Source organism: Exiguobacterium sp. s161 (assembly GCF_018619045.1).
Taxonomy (GTDB): Bacteria; Bacillota; Bacilli; order Exiguobacteriales; family Exiguobacteriaceae; genus Exiguobacterium_A; species Exiguobacterium_A indicum.
On sequence record NZ_JACSNH010000003.1, the window covers coordinates 115725 to 132446 of the forward strand.

A 16722-nucleotide genomic window follows, 5' to 3' on the forward strand; every position below is an offset into this window, starting at 1 on the left:
AATAGATTCCGCTTCTAGTATAGCGGAATAAAAGAGGATTATCTATGATGAAGTTAAGAACAAACTGTGAAATGTGGTGGGAATGATGAAAACTCCTTGGCTCGTCAACGGAAAATTAGCGAATTTATACTTATTATATGGAACAGAACGACACTTGTTAGAAGAATGGGAACGTGAAATCGTAAAAGCGGCTCTTCCGGACGGAGAACGCTTTGATTATATGAAAATCGATTTGAACGACCAACCGCTTGATGCGGTACTCGATGAAGCGGAGACGGTCCCCTTTTTAAGTGACTATCGCGTCGTCGTTGCAAAACCTGCAACGTTTCTGACAGGGGCAAAAGATAAAAAACAACATAACCTCGAACGGTTAGCGGATTATATCCTACAACCGGCAGACTACGCGGTCGTCGTCTTGATCGTCGAAGCAGAAAAGCTCGATGAACGAAAAACCGTCGTCAAACGATTGAAGGAGCGCGCGACGGTGTTAGAAGCGAAAAAACCGACGACCGAAGAGTTGTTCCGCTTCGTCCTGGATGCTGTCAACGACAAAGGATACCGGATGGAACGTCCGGCAATCGAGCGACTCATTTTCTTGACTGCTGAGATGTGGGGGACATTAGCCCATGAACTTGAGAAGTTGATGTTGTTTGCAGGGGACCGACCAACAATCGAAATCGAGGATGTCGATTTGCTTGTTCCGCGGACATTAGAGGACAACGTCTTTCAATTAACGGACTACTTGATGAAGCGTCAACTCGAACCAGCGATCCGCTTGATTCGCGACCTTGAAAAACAAGGACAGGAAGTGTTGGCTCTCCTTGGACTGATGGCACGCCAATACCGGATGATGTTGCTGTCGAAACGATTAGCAGAACAAGGATACGGAGAACGACAAATCGCATCAAAAGTCGGAGCTCATCCGTATGCGATCAAATTGGCACTCCAGTCTGCCAAACGGTTTACGTTTGCGCAGCTCGAGCAAGCACTCATCGCCATCACGACGACAGATGAAGGCATGAAAACAGGACGCGGTGATAAGAAGATTCTATTCGATGCGTTGATTGTTCGCTTAGCGACGCTATAAGAGGAGGCAAACGATGATGGAAGTCCAGATCATTACAGCAGAAGAGGTCATCCCATTACGGCATGATGTGTTACGTCCCCATCAACCACGTGAAGCATGTATCTACCCAGACGATGCGCTTGCATCGACGTTTCATCTCGGCGGGATAAAAGCACAACAAATCGTCGCAATCGGTAGTTTCTCGGAACAATCGCATGCACAAGCGCCAGGAGCGACGTATCAGCTTCGTGGTATGGCGTCGAGTGAAGAAGTGCGTGGTGAAGGATATGGTCGGGCGCTGATCGAAGAAGCCCGTCGTCTATTGAAAGAACGACAAGTGACAGCATGGTGGTGTAACGCCCGCGTCACGGCACTTCCTTTTTATGAGCGCCTCGGACTGGAACGTGTTGGAGAACCGTTCCTCATTGAAGGGATCGGTCTTCACTATGTCATGATCGATCGTCTAGACGACAAGTAAGACAAGAAATGGCGGACGAAGGAATCGTTTTACACGAGTCCTTCGTCCGCCATTTCAGATCATATAAAAAATCGCCACTGGAGAACCCTCCTAGTGGCGACCCATCACCGTATTCTTCGGAAAGAATTAAAGTGCGTTTACGAGTTTAGCGAGACGTGATTTGTCACGACCAGCTTTGTTGCTGTGGATGAGACCTTTAGCAGCAGCTTTGTCGATTTTTTTAGAAGCTGTAGCGAAAGCAAGGACCGCTTGGTCTTTGTTACCTTCAGCTGCGAAAGTTTCGACTGCTTTAATCGCTGAACGCATTGCCGATTTACGTTGTACGTTAGCGACGCGGCGTTTTTCAGCTGTTTTAACGCGTTTGATTGCTGATTTAATGTTAGCCATGGATGATTCACCTCCAATAAAACTCATTCGAGATTTATATTCGCATATCTGCAGTTATCGTTCAACAGAACAAACACAATTGTAGCAAACGTTTTTCTTAAAAGCAATACGACGTCTAGGGAATCTTCACATTTTGTTTTTCGGGTAAAACAAAACGAGATAGTACAGTGAAGCGCTTTTTGGTATAATGAACCGTATGTACGTTTGAAAATAAGGTAAGGTGACTCTAAACATGACGAATGAAGACCGTTTAAAGCGGCAGAAGAGTATTCGTAACTTCTCGATCATTGCCCATATCGATCACGGGAAGTCGACGCTCGCTGACCGAATTTTAGAAAAAACTGGCGCGTTGACATCGCGCGAAATGAAAGATCAGACACTTGATGCCATGGATCTCGAACGTGAGCGTGGCATCACGATTAAACTCAACGCTGTTCAATTGAAGTATACAGCAAAAGATGGGGAAGATTACATTCTTCACCTCATTGATACACCTGGACACGTCGACTTCACATATGAAGTCTCGCGTTCACTTGCAGCTTGTGAAGGGGCTGTCCTCGTCGTCGATGCGGCGCAAGGAATCGAAGCGCAGACGCTTGCGAACGTTTACTTGGCACTCGACAACGATCTCGAAATCCTTCCGATCATTAACAAAATCGATTTACCTTCTGCGGATGTCGAACGCGTCCGTCAAGAAATCGAAGATGTCATCGGACTTGATGCATCTGAAGCCGTTCCGACTTCTGCGAAGGCAGGGATCGGGATCGAAGAAATTTTGGAGCAAATCGTCGAGAAAGTACCAGCTCCGACGGGTGATCCGTCTGCACCACTCGAAGCATTGATCTTTGACTCCTATTATGACGCTTACCGTGGTGTCGTAGCATCGATTCGAATCGTCAACGGAACAGTTAAAGTCGGCGATAAGATCCGGATGATGTCGACAGGTAAGGACTTTGAGGTTCTGGAACTTGCCGTTGCGACACCAAAACCATTACGTCAGCAAGAATTGACGGTCGGTGATGTTGGGACGTTGTCTGCGTCGATCAAAACGGTCGGCGACGTACGTGTCGGGGATACGATTACGCTTGCGAAACAGCCAGCTACTGAAGCACTGCCAGGATACCGGAAGATGAATCCGATGGTATACTGTGGACTCTATCCAATCGATGCTGCGAAATACAATGATTTACGAGAAGCGCTTGAAAAACTACAACTCAGTGACGCGGCGCTTGAGTTCGAACCAGAGACATCACAAGCACTCGGATTCGGATTCCGTTGTGGATTCCTCGGGATGCTCCACATGGAAATCATCCAGGAGCGGATCGAACGTGAATTCAACATCGATATGATCACGACGGCACCATCGGTTATCTATCACGTGACGACGACAGCGGGTGAAGTCTTGCACGTCGATAACCCATCGAAGATGCCGGATCAGCAAAAAGTCGAATTCATCGAAGAGCCGTTCGTTAAGGCTGCTGTCATGACACCGAATGATTACGTCGGTGCGATCATGGAGTTGTGTCAAAAGAAGCGTGGGACATTCGTTGACATGCAATACATCGATACGACACGTGTCAAAATCACGTATGAGTTACCGTTATCTGAGATCGTCTACGACTTCTTCGATCAGTTGAAATCGAGTACGAAAGGGTATGCGTCACTTGATTATGAATTGATCGGCTACCAACAGTCGCGTCTCGTCAAGATGGACATCCTGCTCAACAACGAGAACGTCGATGCGCTCAGCTTCATCGTTCACCGTGACTTCGCGTACGAACGCGGGAAAGTCATCGTTGATAAGTTGAAAGAATTGATTCCGCGGATGCAGTTCGAAGTGCCGATACAGGCCGCTGTCGGAACGAAGATCGTCGCTCGTTCGACGATCAAGGCATTACGGAAGAACGTTCTCGCGAAATGTTACGGGGGAGATATCTCTCGGAAACGGAAGCTGCTCGAGAAGCAAAAAGAAGGTAAGAAACGCATGAAGATGGTAGGCTCAGTAGAGGTACCGCAAGAAGCCTTCATGTCCGTTCTATCCATGGACGAAGATTAAACAGGTGGGGGGCGCTTGCGTCCCCTTTTTGGTTTTTATAGAGAAAGGATGAGGCGAAATGGGAATACGCGCCGCATATGTCCACATCCCTTTTTGTGAACATATTTGTTATTACTGTGATTTCAATAAAGTCTTTTTAAAGAATCAGCCCGTCGATGAATACCTCGATGCGCTCGAACGCGAAATTGAACTGACGTTGAAACAATACCCGACGAATCATCTCGAGACGATCTTCATCGGTGGCGGAACACCGACAGCATTGAACGAACCACAGATGCAACGGTTGATGGAAATCATTCAGAAGCACTTGTTGCCACTAACAGGTGATGATTTAGAATACACGGTCGAGTCGAATCCAGATGGTGTATCAGAAGAGAAACTCGATATCATGAAGGCGGGCGGTGTCAATCGCGTCAGTTTCGGTGTCCAATCGTTTGATGACGGTTTGCTCGAACGCATCGGTCGGACGCACCGGGAAGCAAAAGTCGCGCAGACGCTCGACGCAGCAGCGAAACGGTTTGATAACATCTCCGTCGACTTGATGTTCGGCTTACCGAATCAGACGCTCGATCAGGTCCGCTACGACGTCTCGCGGGCACTTCAATTACCGATCACGCATATCTCCTCCTATTCGTTGATTTTAGAACCGCACACGGTCTTTGCGATTCAAGAGCGAAAAGGAAAGTTACCGCTACCGACGCAAGATCTCGAGGCAGAAATGTATCAAGTGATGATCGATACGATCGAAGCAGGTGGATATGCGCAGTATGAGATCTCGAACTTCGCGCAAACAGGAAAAGAGAGTCGTCATAATCGCGTCTACTGGGAAAACGATGAGTACTACGGATTCGGTGCAGGATCACACAGCTATATCAATCAGACGCGTCGTGCGAACATCGCACCAATTCCGCACTATATCAAGGCGGAAGGGTTACCGGTTCGAAAAGAGACGCCGTTGACGAACGTCGAGCGGATGGAAGAAGAGATGTTCCTCGGACTTCGAATGAAGGATGGCGTATCACTCGAACGTTTCCAGACGAAATATGGAGTAGCGTTTGAAGATGTGTTTGGTGATGTCATGAAACGTTTATTGCCAAACGGTCTCGTCGAACAGACGGAGACACATATCCGTTTGACGCCAGCCGGTGTTCCATTAGCGAACGAAGTCTTTGCAGAATTCATCGGTGAAGCGCAGGTTCAATGAGTCTTGAATAAATGAAAGGAAGCGGTGTTCCCTTAAAAAAGAGGAAGACCGCTTCTTTTCATTTTTTGGATTTCCTTAAAAAATAGGCAGTCGTTCCGATGACCGCGATGAACAGCCAGACAAAGACTCCTGCCATTGCCAATAATTCAATCATCCGATTCATCCTTTCCATTCTTTGTTTCACTGTATCGCAGAATGGGAAACTGTTCAAAGGGTCACGCAATTCGGTTGACATCGGACGGACAATTCCTTATAGTAAAAGATGTAATTAGCACTCGTTAAAAGTGAGTGCTAACAAAATAAGGTGGTGAAGAAGGTGCTGACGGATCGTCAATTGTTGATTTTACGTGCAATCGTCGATGATTACATCAAGACTGCTCAACCCGTCGGCTCACGGACGCTCTCCAAGCGAGACGACGTGACGTTCAGTTCCGCGACCATTCGTAACGAGATGGCGGACCTCGAAGAGATGGGTCTGATTGAAAAGCCACACACTTCCGCAGGACGGATTCCTTCCGAACTCGGATATCGTTTTTATGTCGACCATCTGATTCGTCCGGAAAGCATCACACCAAAAGAAGCGCAGGCATTGAAATCACTCTTTGCCCATTCCGTGAATGAGAATGATCGGTTGATTCGGCACACAGCAGACCTGTTGAGCGATTTAACCCATTACACGACGCTTGTACTTGGACCAAAAGAAGAGGGACAACGCTTGCATCATCTGGAATTGATTCCTCTTGCCGAAGGTCGTGTCGTCATCGTTCTCGTCACGGAGACAGGACATGTCGAACACAAGACATTGCAATTGAATCAAGCGTTGTCCCAAGAAGCAGCGAGCCGGCTGATGGAACGTCTGAATCAGACGTTACGCGGTACGCCGCTCTCAGCCTTACGCAGTCGTCTGCTCGAGGAAATCCGTCGCTTCCGTTCAGAGCATTCTGAACAGACGGTGTTGCTTTCGAAGGCACTTGATCTCGTATTGACGGATCAAGAGGAACGACCGTTCATTTATCTGGGCGGGAAAGCCAACATGTTCGATCAGCCCGAATTTCAGGACGTCGCAAAACTACGACCTGTTCTCGAGTTGATCGAACAGCAAGAAGCCATTCTCGACTTCCTACGACCGAATCTCGATAATCAAATCCTGATCACGATCGGGAGTGAGAACAATGTGGATGCATTAAAAGATTGTAGCGTCATCCGGGCCCATTATTCGGTCGACGGTGTCTCGATCGGGACACTCGCCTTGATCGGACCGAAACGGATGGATTACAACCGGGGAATCAACTCGATCATCCATCTACTTCAAGCATTCCAAACCGAATTGCATAAGAACAATTTGGATTGAATATAGAAAGGGGCTCGATTCAGAGTGGAAGAAAAAGAACAGAATCAAAACCTCCAACAAGAAGAAAACGTGACAGAGCCGACTGAAACCGTCGAAGTCACAGAAGAAGAAGTCATCCAAGCGGATCTCGTCGAAGATGAGAAACCAGACTTCGAAGCACAACTCGCAGAAGCAAAAGCTTCAGAGTTACGCCTCCGTGCGGACTTTGAGAACTTCAAACGTCGCAACCGTGTCGAAGCGGAGAACCGCGCGAAGTATTCTTCACAAGCGATTGTCGAAAAGCTATTGCCGCTCGTCGATAACTTGGACCGTGCGCTCCAAATCGAGACAGAAAACGATGAGACGAAATCCGTCTTGACGGGTGTCGAGATGGTAAAACGTCAACTCGTTGAAACGCTTCAAAATGAAGGCGTCGTCGAGATTCCAGCTGTCGGTGAAGCGTTCGATCCGAACTTACACCAAGCGGTCGTTCAAGAAGCGAGCGAAGAACACGAATCAGGTGTCGTCATCGCTGAATTCCAAAAAGGGTACAAATTGCACGATCGTGTGATTCGTCCGAGTATGGTTAAAGTAGCTGAGTAATCAGCAAGTAGGCACTTGAATATTCTAATCATTGAAAGCGAGGAAATAGATCATGGCAAAAATCATCGGTATTGACTTAGGTACAACGAACTCATGTGTTGCAGTAATGGAAGGTGGCGAACCAGTCGTCATCGCTAACGCAGAAGGAAACCGTACGACACCATCTGTCGTCGCATTCAAAAACGGCGAGCGTCAAGTAGGGGAAGTCGCAAAACGTCAAGCGATCACGAACCCGAACACGATCATGTCGATCAAGCGTCATATGGGTACGGACTATAAAGTAGAAGTCGAAGGCAAAGACTACACACCACAAGAAGTCTCTGCGATCATCCTTCAAAAACTAAAAGCGCAAGCAGAAGACTACCTTGGTGAAAAAGTCACAGAAGCTGTCATCACAGTACCTGCTTACTTCAACGATGCAGAACGCCAAGCGACAAAAGATGCTGGTACGATTGCTGGTCTTGATGTAAAACGGATCATCAACGAGCCTACAGCGGCAGCACTCGCATACGGTCTCGAAAAAGGCGAAGATCACACGATCCTCATCTATGACCTTGGTGGCGGTACGTTCGACGTGTCGATCCTTGAACTCGGTGATGGTGTCTTTGAAGTTGTTTCAACTGCTGGTGACAGCCGTCTTGGTGGAGATGATTTTGACCAAAAAATCATCGACCATCTCGTAGCAGAATTCAAAAAAGAAAACGGCATCGATCTTGCTCAAGATAAGATGGCGCTTCAACGTTTGAAAGATGCAGCTGAAAAAGCGAAAAAAGACCTTTCAGGTGTTTCTTCAACACAAATCAGCCTTCCGTTCATCACAGCTGGCGCATCAGGTCCACTTCACTTGGAAATGACGCTTTCACGTGCGAAATTCGATGATCTCACAGCAGATCTCGTTGAACGTACGATGGAACCAACGCGCCGTGCTATGAACGATGCAGGTCTAACACCAGACAAAATCGACAAGATCATCCTCGTTGGTGGTTCGACTCGTATTCCTGCAGTTCAAAAAGCAATCCAGGACTTCACTGGTAAAGAATCGTTCAAAGGAGTTAACCCGGATGAAGTCGTTGCCCTCGGTGCAGCGGTTCAAGGTGGCGTATTGACAGGAGACGTCAAAGACGTCGTTCTTCTCGACGTAACTCCACTCTCACTCGGTATCGAGACAATGGGTGGCGTGATGACAAAATTGATCGATCGCAACACAACGATCCCAACTTCGAAATCACAAGTCTTCTCGACTGCAGCAGACAGCCAACCAGCTGTTGACATCCACGTCCTCCAAGGGGAACGTCCAATGGCAGCAGATAACAAAACACTTGGTCGCTTCCAATTGACGGATATTCCGCCAGCACCACGTGGTGTGCCACAAATCGAAGTTAAATTCGACATCGATGCGAACGGTATCGTTAACGTTTCTGCGAAAGATCTCGGAACGAACAAAGAACAGTCGATCACGATCCAATCATCAAGCGGTTTGACTGAAGCGGATATCGAGCAAATGGTCAAAGATGCAGAAGCAAACGCGGACGCAGACAACAAGCGTAAAGAAGAAGTCGAATTACGCAACGAAGCAGACCAACTCGTCTTCGCAACAGATAAAGCAATTAAAGACCTCGGTGAGCAAGTCGCTGAAGCTGATAAAGAAAAAGCAGAAGCTGCAAAAGAAAAAGTAACAAAAGCTCTCGAAGGAACAGACATCGAAGCAATCCGTTCTGCAAAAGACGAATTGTCGACAGTCGTCCAAGAGTTGACACAAAAAGTCTACGAGAACATGGCACAGCAACAAGCTGGCGCTGAAGGCGCACAAGCTGGTAGCCAAGACGACAACGTCATGGACGCTGAGTTCGAAGAAGTCGACGAGAAAGACAACAAGTAATTCATCCGACCGATTTTTCGGGCGCTAGAGAGAGCCAAAGCGTATCCGCGCTTTGGCTCTTTCCATGTCGCACGAAGTTCGGTAAAATCAAACAGTATGAAATGAATCGGAATAGAGAGAGGAAGACTGCACGTGGAAAAACGCGATTATTATGAAGTACTAGGCGTCGCGCGCGATGCCTCATCAGCGGAAATCAAACGCGCGTACCGTAAGCTTGCCCGGACGTACCACCCGGACGTCAACAAGGAAGCAGATGCGGATGCGAAATTCAAGGAATTATCGGAAGCATATGAAGTGTTATCCGATGACAATAAACGAGCACGTTATGACCAATTCGGTCACCAAGATCCATCACAAGGTGGCGGTGGATTCAGTGGAGCTGAAGGATTTGGTGACATCTTCGACATGTTCTTCGGTGGCGGACGTCGTCAAGATCCAAACGCACCACGTAAAGGACAGGATTTACAATACGTCGAGGAAATCGACTTCATGGAATCGGTCACAGGCGTCGAGAAGACGATCACGATCCCAGTCGAAGAAGATTGCGGTACATGTCATGGTTCGGGTGCCAAACCAGGAACACATCCGGAAACATGTAAACGATGCGGTGGTTCGGGTCACATCAACGTCGAACAAAACACGATGTTCGGTCGTGTCGTCAACCAAACGACATGTTCGACATGTCATGGCCGTGGACAAATCGTCAAGGAGCCATGTGAAACATGTCGTGGAGCCGGTCGCGTCCGTAAAAACAAAGATGTCCGTGTCAAAATTCCAGCAGGGATCGACAATGGGCAACAAATCCGTTTAGCAGGCAAAGGGGAAGCTGGTGTCAACGGTGGACCAGCGGGTGACTTGTATGTCGTCGTTCGTGTAGCAGCACACGAACTGTTCGAACGTGTCGACGATCATATCGTCATGGATATGCCACTGACATTCGCGCAAGCAACACTCGGTGATGAGATCGAAGTGCCGACTGTTCACGGTAAGGTCAGTCTGAAGATTCCAGCCGGCACACAGACAGGATCGCGATTCCGTCTCCGCGGAAAAGGGATGCCGAACGTCCGGTCCGGTCACCATGGCGACCAGTACGTCAATGTCGTCGTCATTACACCGAAGAATCTGACGGAACGTCAAAAAGAACTCTTACGGGAATTCAATGAAATCAGCGATGAAAAAGGTGTCGAAGAGCAACACGAAGGTGTCTTCAGCCGGATCAAGACATTCTTCACAGGGTGATCACTACAGAGGAGCGTGACAAGAAATGAAATGGTCAGAGATCTGTGTCCATACGACACAAGAAGCCATCGAAGCAGTTTCAAACATCTTACATGAAGCGGGAGCAAGCGGAGTCGTCATCGAGGACGTCGAAGATTTCGAGATGATGTCCCACCGCGAAGATAACTTCGGTGAAATTTGGGATGAGACGAAACGAGACGAGTATCCGACACAAGGTGTACTCGTGAAGGCGTATCTTGCAGAAAGCAGCGATTTGACGGACACGATCAAAGGCATCGAACATGATATCCAGCAGTTGACGAACTTCGGTTTGTCGATTGGCACGGGTGCTGTCACGCTGACTCAAGTAGATGAAGAAGATTGGGCTCATTCATGGAAACAATTCTATAAGCCAGTCAAGATTAGTCGCCATCTGACGGTCGTCCCGATGTGGGAAGATTATACACCACAACCGGATGAAAAAATCATCGAGCTCGATCCAGGCATGGCATTCGGAACGGGAACACACCCGACGACGGTCCTCTGTATTCAAGCGATTGAGAACTACTTGCAAGAGCAAGACCGTGTCGTCGATGTCGGAACGGGATCCGGTGTCCTAGCGATTGCAGCAGCGAAGCTTGGGGCAAAGGATGTCTTTGCACTGGATTTAGACGAAGTCGCTGTCAAATCGGCGACAGAAAACGTCGCTTTGAACGAAGTCAGTGAGCAGATCACGGTCCGTCAAGGCGACTTGATGAAGGAATTGAGTGAGCCGGTCGAGTTGATCGTCGCAAACATCTTAGCGGAAGTCATCCTCCTCTTCGTCAAGGATGCTTATACATTGACGTTACCAGGCGGTCATTTCATCGCTTCCGGTATCATCAGTCAGAAGAAGGATATGGTCGTACAAGCGATGCAAGAAGCAGGTTTTACGATCGTCGAGACGACGAAGCTTGAGGACTGGGTCGCGATCATCGCGAAACGGGAGGAGTAAACGCATGCAACGGTATTTCGTCGAGCCCTCGATGCGTCAGGGAGATGTCTTTCATCTCCCGAAAGACGACGCACACCATATGAAAAACGTCATGCGGATGGAAGTCGGCGGAGAGATTCTCGTACTCGACGGGACAGGTCTTTACCGGTGCCGTCTGGAAGCACTCGATAAACAAGCGGCTTCTGCCCGGATCGAAGAGACTCTACCGATCGAGACGGAATTACCGATTCGTGTGACGATCGCCCATGGATTGCCAAAAGGCGATAAGATCGAACTCGTTGCCCAAAAAGCAACGGAACTCGGGATCCATCATCTACGAATTTTCGAAGCCGACCGTTCCGTCTCGAAATGGGATCAGAAGAAGGTTCCGAAAAAGATTGAACGCCTCGAAAAAATCGTCAAGGAAGCAGCGGAACAATCGTACCGTGCTCACTTGCCGACAGTCGACTTCGTGGCGTATGATGAAGTCTTACAGGATGCATCGAACTACACGGCTTGTCTGGTTGCCTATGAAGAATCAGCAAAACAAGGGGAGGCCTCCGTCCTCGCTACGACGCTTGCTGGATTGCAAGAGGGTGATTCCCTTCTTGTCGTCATCGGACCTGAAGGTGGGTTCGCTGAAGCAGAAATCGCACGTTTGACGGATGCCGGTTTTAAAAAAGCCGCTCTAGGGCGCCGCATCTTACGGACGGAAACGGCACCGTTGTATGTCCTTTCCGCCGTCTCGTATCATTTTGAATTGAAAGGGTGAACGAAATGGCAACTGTTGCCTTTCAAACGCTTGGCTGTAAAGTCAACCATTACGAAACAGAAGCTGTCTGGCAACTGTTCAAGGACGCTGGTTACGCACGCGTTGATTTTGCTGATCATGCGGACGTGTATGTCGTCAATACATGTACGGTCACGAATACCGGAGATAAGAAAAGTCGCCAAGTCATCCGACGGGCGATTCGCCAAAATCCGGATAGTGTCATCTGCGTAACGGGCTGTTATGCCCAAACGTCTCCTGCTGAGATCATGGCGATTCCTGGCGTCGATGTCGTCGTCGGAACGCAAGATCGGCATAAAATGATTGGATACATTGAACAATTCCGTGAAGAACGCATGCCAATCAATGCGGTCGGAAACATCATGAAAGCAAAAGTCTATGAAGAACTAGATGTACCGGCCTTTACGGACCGGACGCGGGCTTCGCTGAAAATTCAGGAAGGCTGTAACAACTTCTGTACGTTCTGTATCATCCCATGGGCGCGTGGTCTCATGCGGTCTCGTCAACCAGAAGATGTCTTGAAGCAAGCACAACAGCTCGTTGATGCGGGTTACAAAGAAATCGTCTTGACGGGAATCCATACAGGTGGATACGGAGAAGACTTGAAAGACTACAACTTAGCGAAATTACTTAAAGCACTCGAATCCGTCAATGGACTTGAACGCTTACGCATTTCGTCGATCGAAGCGAGTCAAATCACGGACGAGGTACTCGATGTCCTGAAGGACTCACCAATCGTCGTTCGTCACTTGCACGTTCCGATCCAGTCTGCATCCGATACGGTCCTTCGCCGGATGCGCCGCAAGTATACGATGGCGGAATTCGGAGAACGGATCACGCGTCTGAAGGAAGTCCTGCCTGACTGTGCAATCACGTCGGATGTCATCGTTGGTTTCCCAGGTGAGACGGAAGAAGAGTTCATGGAAACGTTCAACTTCATCAACGATCATAAGTTCAGTGAGTTGCATGTCTTCCCGTACTCGAAACGGACGGGAACACCAGCTGCGATGATGGACGATCAAGTCGAGGAATCAATCAAAGAAGAACGCGTCGCGCGTTTGATTGCTTTATCAGATCAACTCGCGAAGGAATATGCTTCGAAATACGAAGGAGAACTGCTTGAGATCATTCCGGAAGAATTTTCGGAAGAAGCAGGCGGTCGTCTCGTCGGTTACACGGATAACTATCTGCGTGTTGCAATCGAAGGCGATGAGTCAATGATCGGACAACTCGTTCGTGTCAAAATCACGAAAGCCGGCTATCCGATGAATGATGGTCAATTCGTTCGCATCATGCAGACATTAAAAGACGCTGCGGTCTAATCGAAAGGGCAAAGGAAACCTCTGGTTTTCTTTGCCACTTTTTTTGTTTTCATTTCAGGAATGCGCTACACTGAATACAGTTCAATTAAGGAAAGAGGATATCATTCATGCGAATCAACAAATTCATTAGCGAAACGGGCTTTTGCTCAAGACGTGCTGCCGATAAACTGATCGATGCAGGTCGTGTGACGATCAACGGTCTGACAGCAGAACTCGGCTCGCAAGCTGAAGAAACGGACGTCGTCGAAATCGACGGTCAGCCGCTCCAGACAAAACCAAAACCTGTCTACATCGTCTTAAATAAACCAGTCGGCATCACGTGTACGACAGAGCTTGATATCGAAGGAAACATCATCGATTTCGTCAATCATCCGAAGCGGATTTTCCCAATCGGTCGCCTCGATAAAGATTCAGACGGCTTGATTCTTTTGACAAATGACGGTGATGTCGTCAACCGGATCTTACGAGCAGAAAACAATCACGATAAAGAATATATCGTAACCGTCGATGCACCAATTACGGATACGTTCATTCAAGGGATGGCGAGTGGTGTTGACATTCTCGGTACGACAACGAAGGAATGCATCGTTGAACCACTTGAGACACGGACATTCCGGATCATTTTGACGCAAGGGTTAAATCGTCAGATTCGCCGTATGTGTAAAGAGTTCGGCTACCGAGTTAAGCGTCTCCAACGCGTCCGGATCATGAACATCGAGCTTGGCGATTTACCGATTGGTTCTTGGCGCGATTTGACAGAAGAGGAATTACGCGAGTTGTTTACGACGCTTGACGGGCAATAAGGTTCAATGAAAGTCGCCACTGGCGGCTTTCTTCATACATAAGGGGGATGACCGTGGATAAACGGGGTATGAGTGCGACATTCGTCGCCTACGTGATTGGTGGACTATTGCCGATCTACAAAGTATTTGCTGCTGGTATTCCAGCATGGACGGTCGTTTCAATTCGGATATTGAGTGCGTTCATCTTCGTGACGTTGTTACTACGCCTGACGAAGAAATTCCAATTCGTTCGTCAATTATGGCAAAACAAACGCCAGCGCTATACCGTGCTTGCGGCAGGGCTCGTATTAGGTGGGAACTGGTCGCTCTATCTTTACGCCATTGGGGAAGGGTATATCGTTGAGTCGTCACTCGGGTATTACATCAATCCGCTCGTCAGCGTCTTGTTCGGTTTGATCTTTTTTAAGGAACGATTGACGCGTCCGCAAGTGATTGCGATTTTATCAGCAATCACCGGTGTAATGATTTTAACGCTCGGTTATGGTCAATTTCCGATCATCGCCTTTTCACTTGCCGTCTCGTTCGCATTTTACGGTGTACTAAAGAAAAAGGCAGCAGCCGAACCATTATCCGGATTATTTTTAGAGACACTGGTCACGCTCCCATTCGCTCTCTTGACGCTTGGTGTGACAGATAGTCAACCGCTTGCGATGCCGACGAATGCGCTGGTTGCGATCATCATGCTCGGGATCGCAACAGCAGTCAAATTGATGTTATTCGGATACGGAATGCCGAAAATCCCGTTCGTCTACGTCGGGATTCTCCAATACATTGCCCCGACGCTGACGCTGCTCCTTGGAATTTATCTATTTAATGACGTCTTTACGACGATTCACTTCATCGCTTTCCTGTTCATTTGGATTGCTGTTGCTCTCTTTACGATCAGCGGTTTATCGGCAGGGAAAATGCGAATGAAGAAGGTATCATAATGAAAGAGGGGATTACGTGAATCTACCAGGATTCTTTGCGACACTTGTCGCGTATATCATTTGGGGACTCTTACCGCTCTACTGGAAGATGCTCGCCAATGTACCGAGTGAAGAGATACTGGCACACCGGATCATCTGGTCATTCTTATTTCTGCTCATCTTATTATCATTTCAAAAAGCGCTTGGAAAGTGGACGACGGCGTTACGCGATCCGTTCACGCGGCGACTCTTTTTCTTAAACGGACTGATCATCAGTCTGAACTGGTTCATCTATATCTGGGCCGTCAATCATCAATTCATTGTCGAAGCGTCGCTTGGTTATTACATCAATCCGCTTGTCAGCATCGTCTTTGGTGTCTTCTTCTTTCGCGAGAAGCTTTCACGGATCGAGTGGATCTCGATTGTTCTTGCGACATTCGGTGTCCTGATTTTGACGATTGGCTACGGCGAGTTTCCATGGATTTCGATCGCGCTTGCCTTAAGCTTCGGCTTTTATGGCGTCGTCAAAAAGCGACGACCGCTCGAATCAACGGTCAGTCTGACGCTCGAGACGATGGCGCCGCTTCCGCTTGCTTTGATTTTCCTCGGCTATTGGCAAGTACAAGGAACGTCTTCGATGACCGAATCTGTCGGTACGACGACCGGACTCATCTTGACCGGGATTGTCACCGCTGTTCCACTTTTGTTATTCGGATTCGGGGCACAACGGATTCCGTTCACATGGGTCGGATTTCTCCAATTCGTCGCACCAACCTTGTCGCTTGGACTCGGTGTATTGCTGTATCACGAACCATTTACTAAAACGCACATGGTGGCGTTTACATGTATTTGGACAGCAGCGATCGTCTTTACGCTCAATGGTGTCTGGATTCGGAAAAAACAGCTCCGAAAAGTCGCTTAAAAAGATAGAAGTCTGACCTCTTGCGTGATAGAATAAATACAGAGTCTAAGGGATACCCTTAAGGAGGACAACAAACATGAATTTAGCAGGAATGATCGACCATACGGCACTGAAGCCAGAAACATCACGTGCTCAGATCGAAACACTTTGTAAAGAAGCATTAGAATACAAATTTGCAAGCGTCTGTGTTAACCCAACATACGTCGCGTTAGCAGCAGAACTCTTAAAATCAGATGACGACGTCAAAGTATGTACAGTCATCGGCTTCCCACTTGGAGCAAACACACCAGAAGTGAAAGCATTTGAAACAAAAGATGCGATCCAAAACGGTGCAACAGAAATCGATATGGTTCTCAACATCGGCGCATTAAAAGATGGCGATCTTGAGTTAGTTGAACGTGACATTCGTGCGGTTGTCGAAGCGGCAAACGGTACACTCGTTAAAGTCATCTTCGAAAACTGCCTTCTTACAAAAGAAGAAATCAAAACAGCTGCTGAACTTTCAGTTAAAGCAGGTGCTAACTTCGTGAAAACATCGACTGGTTTCTCGACTGGTGGTGCTACAGTTGAAGACATCCGTCTCATGCGTGAGACAGTTGGTCCTGACATCGGTGTTAAAGCATCTGGTGGCGTTCGTGACTTCGAAGGTGCAAAAGCAATGATCGATGCAGGTGCATCACGCATTGGTGCATCAGCAGGAATCGCAATCGTTACAGGTGGTACATCTGATAGCGATTACTAAGAAGATCTGACATGTCCCTCTTTTATAGAGGGGCATTTTTT

The 16722-nt window shown here is 48.0% G+C and carries 16 protein-coding genes; 15 read left to right on the forward strand and 1 reads right to left on the reverse strand.

From position 1 onward, the window contains the following. Positions 1–82: 82 nt before the first annotated feature. The gene (gene holA, locus KNQ14_RS10170) at positions 83–1087 is read left to right on the forward strand and encodes a DNA polymerase III subunit delta (protein ID WP_231681748.1); all 1005 of its coding nucleotides are present in this window, start codon (positions 83–85) and stop codon (positions 1085–1087) included. A 13-nt stretch (positions 1088–1100) separates the two neighbouring features. Continuing rightward, complete coding sequence (locus tag KNQ14_RS10175; protein WP_251055771.1) at positions 1101–1544, forward strand: GNAT family N-acetyltransferase; 444 nt, start codon at positions 1101–1103, stop codon at positions 1542–1544. 126 nt (positions 1545–1670) lie between these two features. Here KNQ14_RS10175 and rpsT read toward each other — a convergent pair whose 3' ends face one another. Next, positions 1671–1931: a 30S ribosomal protein S20 gene (rpsT, locus tag KNQ14_RS10180; protein ID WP_023467434.1), complete on the reverse strand. Its 261-nt coding sequence runs from the start codon at positions 1929–1931 to the stop codon at positions 1671–1673. Positions 1932–2163: 232 nt separating this feature from the next. Between rpsT and lepA the strand changes: the two genes are divergently transcribed. The 13 genes from lepA to deoC all read left to right on the forward strand — a co-directional run bounded on the left by lepA (position 2164) and on the right by deoC (position 16681). Further along, a complete protein-coding gene (gene lepA, locus KNQ14_RS10185; protein ID WP_023467435.1) occupies positions 2164–3987 on the forward strand; it encodes a translation elongation factor 4 in 1824 nt (607 codons plus the stop codon). 58 nt (positions 3988–4045) lie between these two features. After that, positions 4046–5191: a radical SAM family heme chaperone HemW gene (hemW, locus tag KNQ14_RS10190; RefSeq protein ID WP_214860946.1), complete on the forward strand. Its 1146-nt coding sequence runs from the start codon at positions 4046–4048 to the stop codon at positions 5189–5191. Between the two features lie 304 nt (positions 5192–5495). Beyond that, the gene (hrcA, locus tag KNQ14_RS10195; protein ID WP_371743349.1) at positions 5496–6542 is read left to right on the forward strand and encodes a heat-inducible transcriptional repressor HrcA; all 1047 of its coding nucleotides are present in this window, start codon (positions 5496–5498) and stop codon (positions 6540–6542) included. 24 nt (positions 6543–6566) lie between these two features. Beyond that, positions 6567–7124: a nucleotide exchange factor GrpE gene (grpE, locus tag KNQ14_RS10200; RefSeq protein WP_214747491.1), complete on the forward strand. Its 558-nt coding sequence runs from the start codon at positions 6567–6569 to the stop codon at positions 7122–7124. A 52-nt stretch (positions 7125–7176) separates the two neighbouring features. Then, the gene (dnaK, locus tag KNQ14_RS10205; protein ID WP_064300340.1) at positions 7177–9003 is read left to right on the forward strand and encodes a molecular chaperone DnaK; all 1827 of its coding nucleotides are present in this window, start codon (positions 7177–7179) and stop codon (positions 9001–9003) included. A 132-nt stretch (positions 9004–9135) separates the two neighbouring features. Next, entirely contained in the window at positions 9136–10242 is a 1107-nt protein-coding gene (gene dnaJ, locus KNQ14_RS10210) for a molecular chaperone DnaJ (RefSeq protein WP_023467442.1), read from the forward strand. Positions 10243–10267: 25 nt separating this feature from the next. Next, the gene (gene prmA, locus KNQ14_RS10215) at positions 10268–11215 is read left to right on the forward strand and encodes a 50S ribosomal protein L11 methyltransferase (RefSeq protein ID WP_058704803.1); all 948 of its coding nucleotides are present in this window, start codon (positions 10268–10270) and stop codon (positions 11213–11215) included. 4 nt (positions 11216–11219) lie between these two features. Beyond that, positions 11220–11966, forward strand: a complete 747-nt coding sequence (locus KNQ14_RS10220; protein ID WP_058704804.1) for a 16S rRNA (uracil(1498)-N(3))-methyltransferase — start codon at positions 11220–11222, stop codon at positions 11964–11966. 5 nt (positions 11967–11971) lie between these two features. Further along, positions 11972–13306 carry a tRNA (N(6)-L-threonylcarbamoyladenosine(37)-C(2))-methylthiotransferase MtaB gene (gene mtaB, locus KNQ14_RS10225; protein WP_023467445.1) on the forward strand — a complete coding sequence of 445 codons (1335 nt, stop codon included), beginning with the start codon at positions 11972–11974 and terminating at the stop codon, positions 13304–13306. 107 nt (positions 13307–13413) lie between these two features. Next, complete coding sequence (gene rluF, locus KNQ14_RS10230; RefSeq protein WP_023467446.1) at positions 13414–14109, forward strand: 23S rRNA pseudouridine(2604) synthase RluF; 696 nt, start codon at positions 13414–13416, stop codon at positions 14107–14109. Positions 14110–14156: 47 nt separating this feature from the next. Then, a complete protein-coding gene (gene rarD / locus KNQ14_RS10235) occupies positions 14157–15038 on the forward strand; it encodes an EamA family transporter RarD (RefSeq protein WP_251138376.1) in 882 nt (293 codons plus the stop codon). Between the two features lie 16 nt (positions 15039–15054). Then, entirely contained in the window at positions 15055–15939 is an 885-nt protein-coding gene (gene rarD / locus KNQ14_RS10240; protein ID WP_214860950.1) for an EamA family transporter RarD, read from the forward strand. Between the two features lie 76 nt (positions 15940–16015). After that, positions 16016–16681, forward strand: a complete 666-nt coding sequence (gene deoC / locus KNQ14_RS10245; RefSeq protein WP_023467449.1) for a deoxyribose-phosphate aldolase — start codon at positions 16016–16018, stop codon at positions 16679–16681. The last annotated feature ends 41 nt before the right edge of the window (positions 16682–16722 follow it).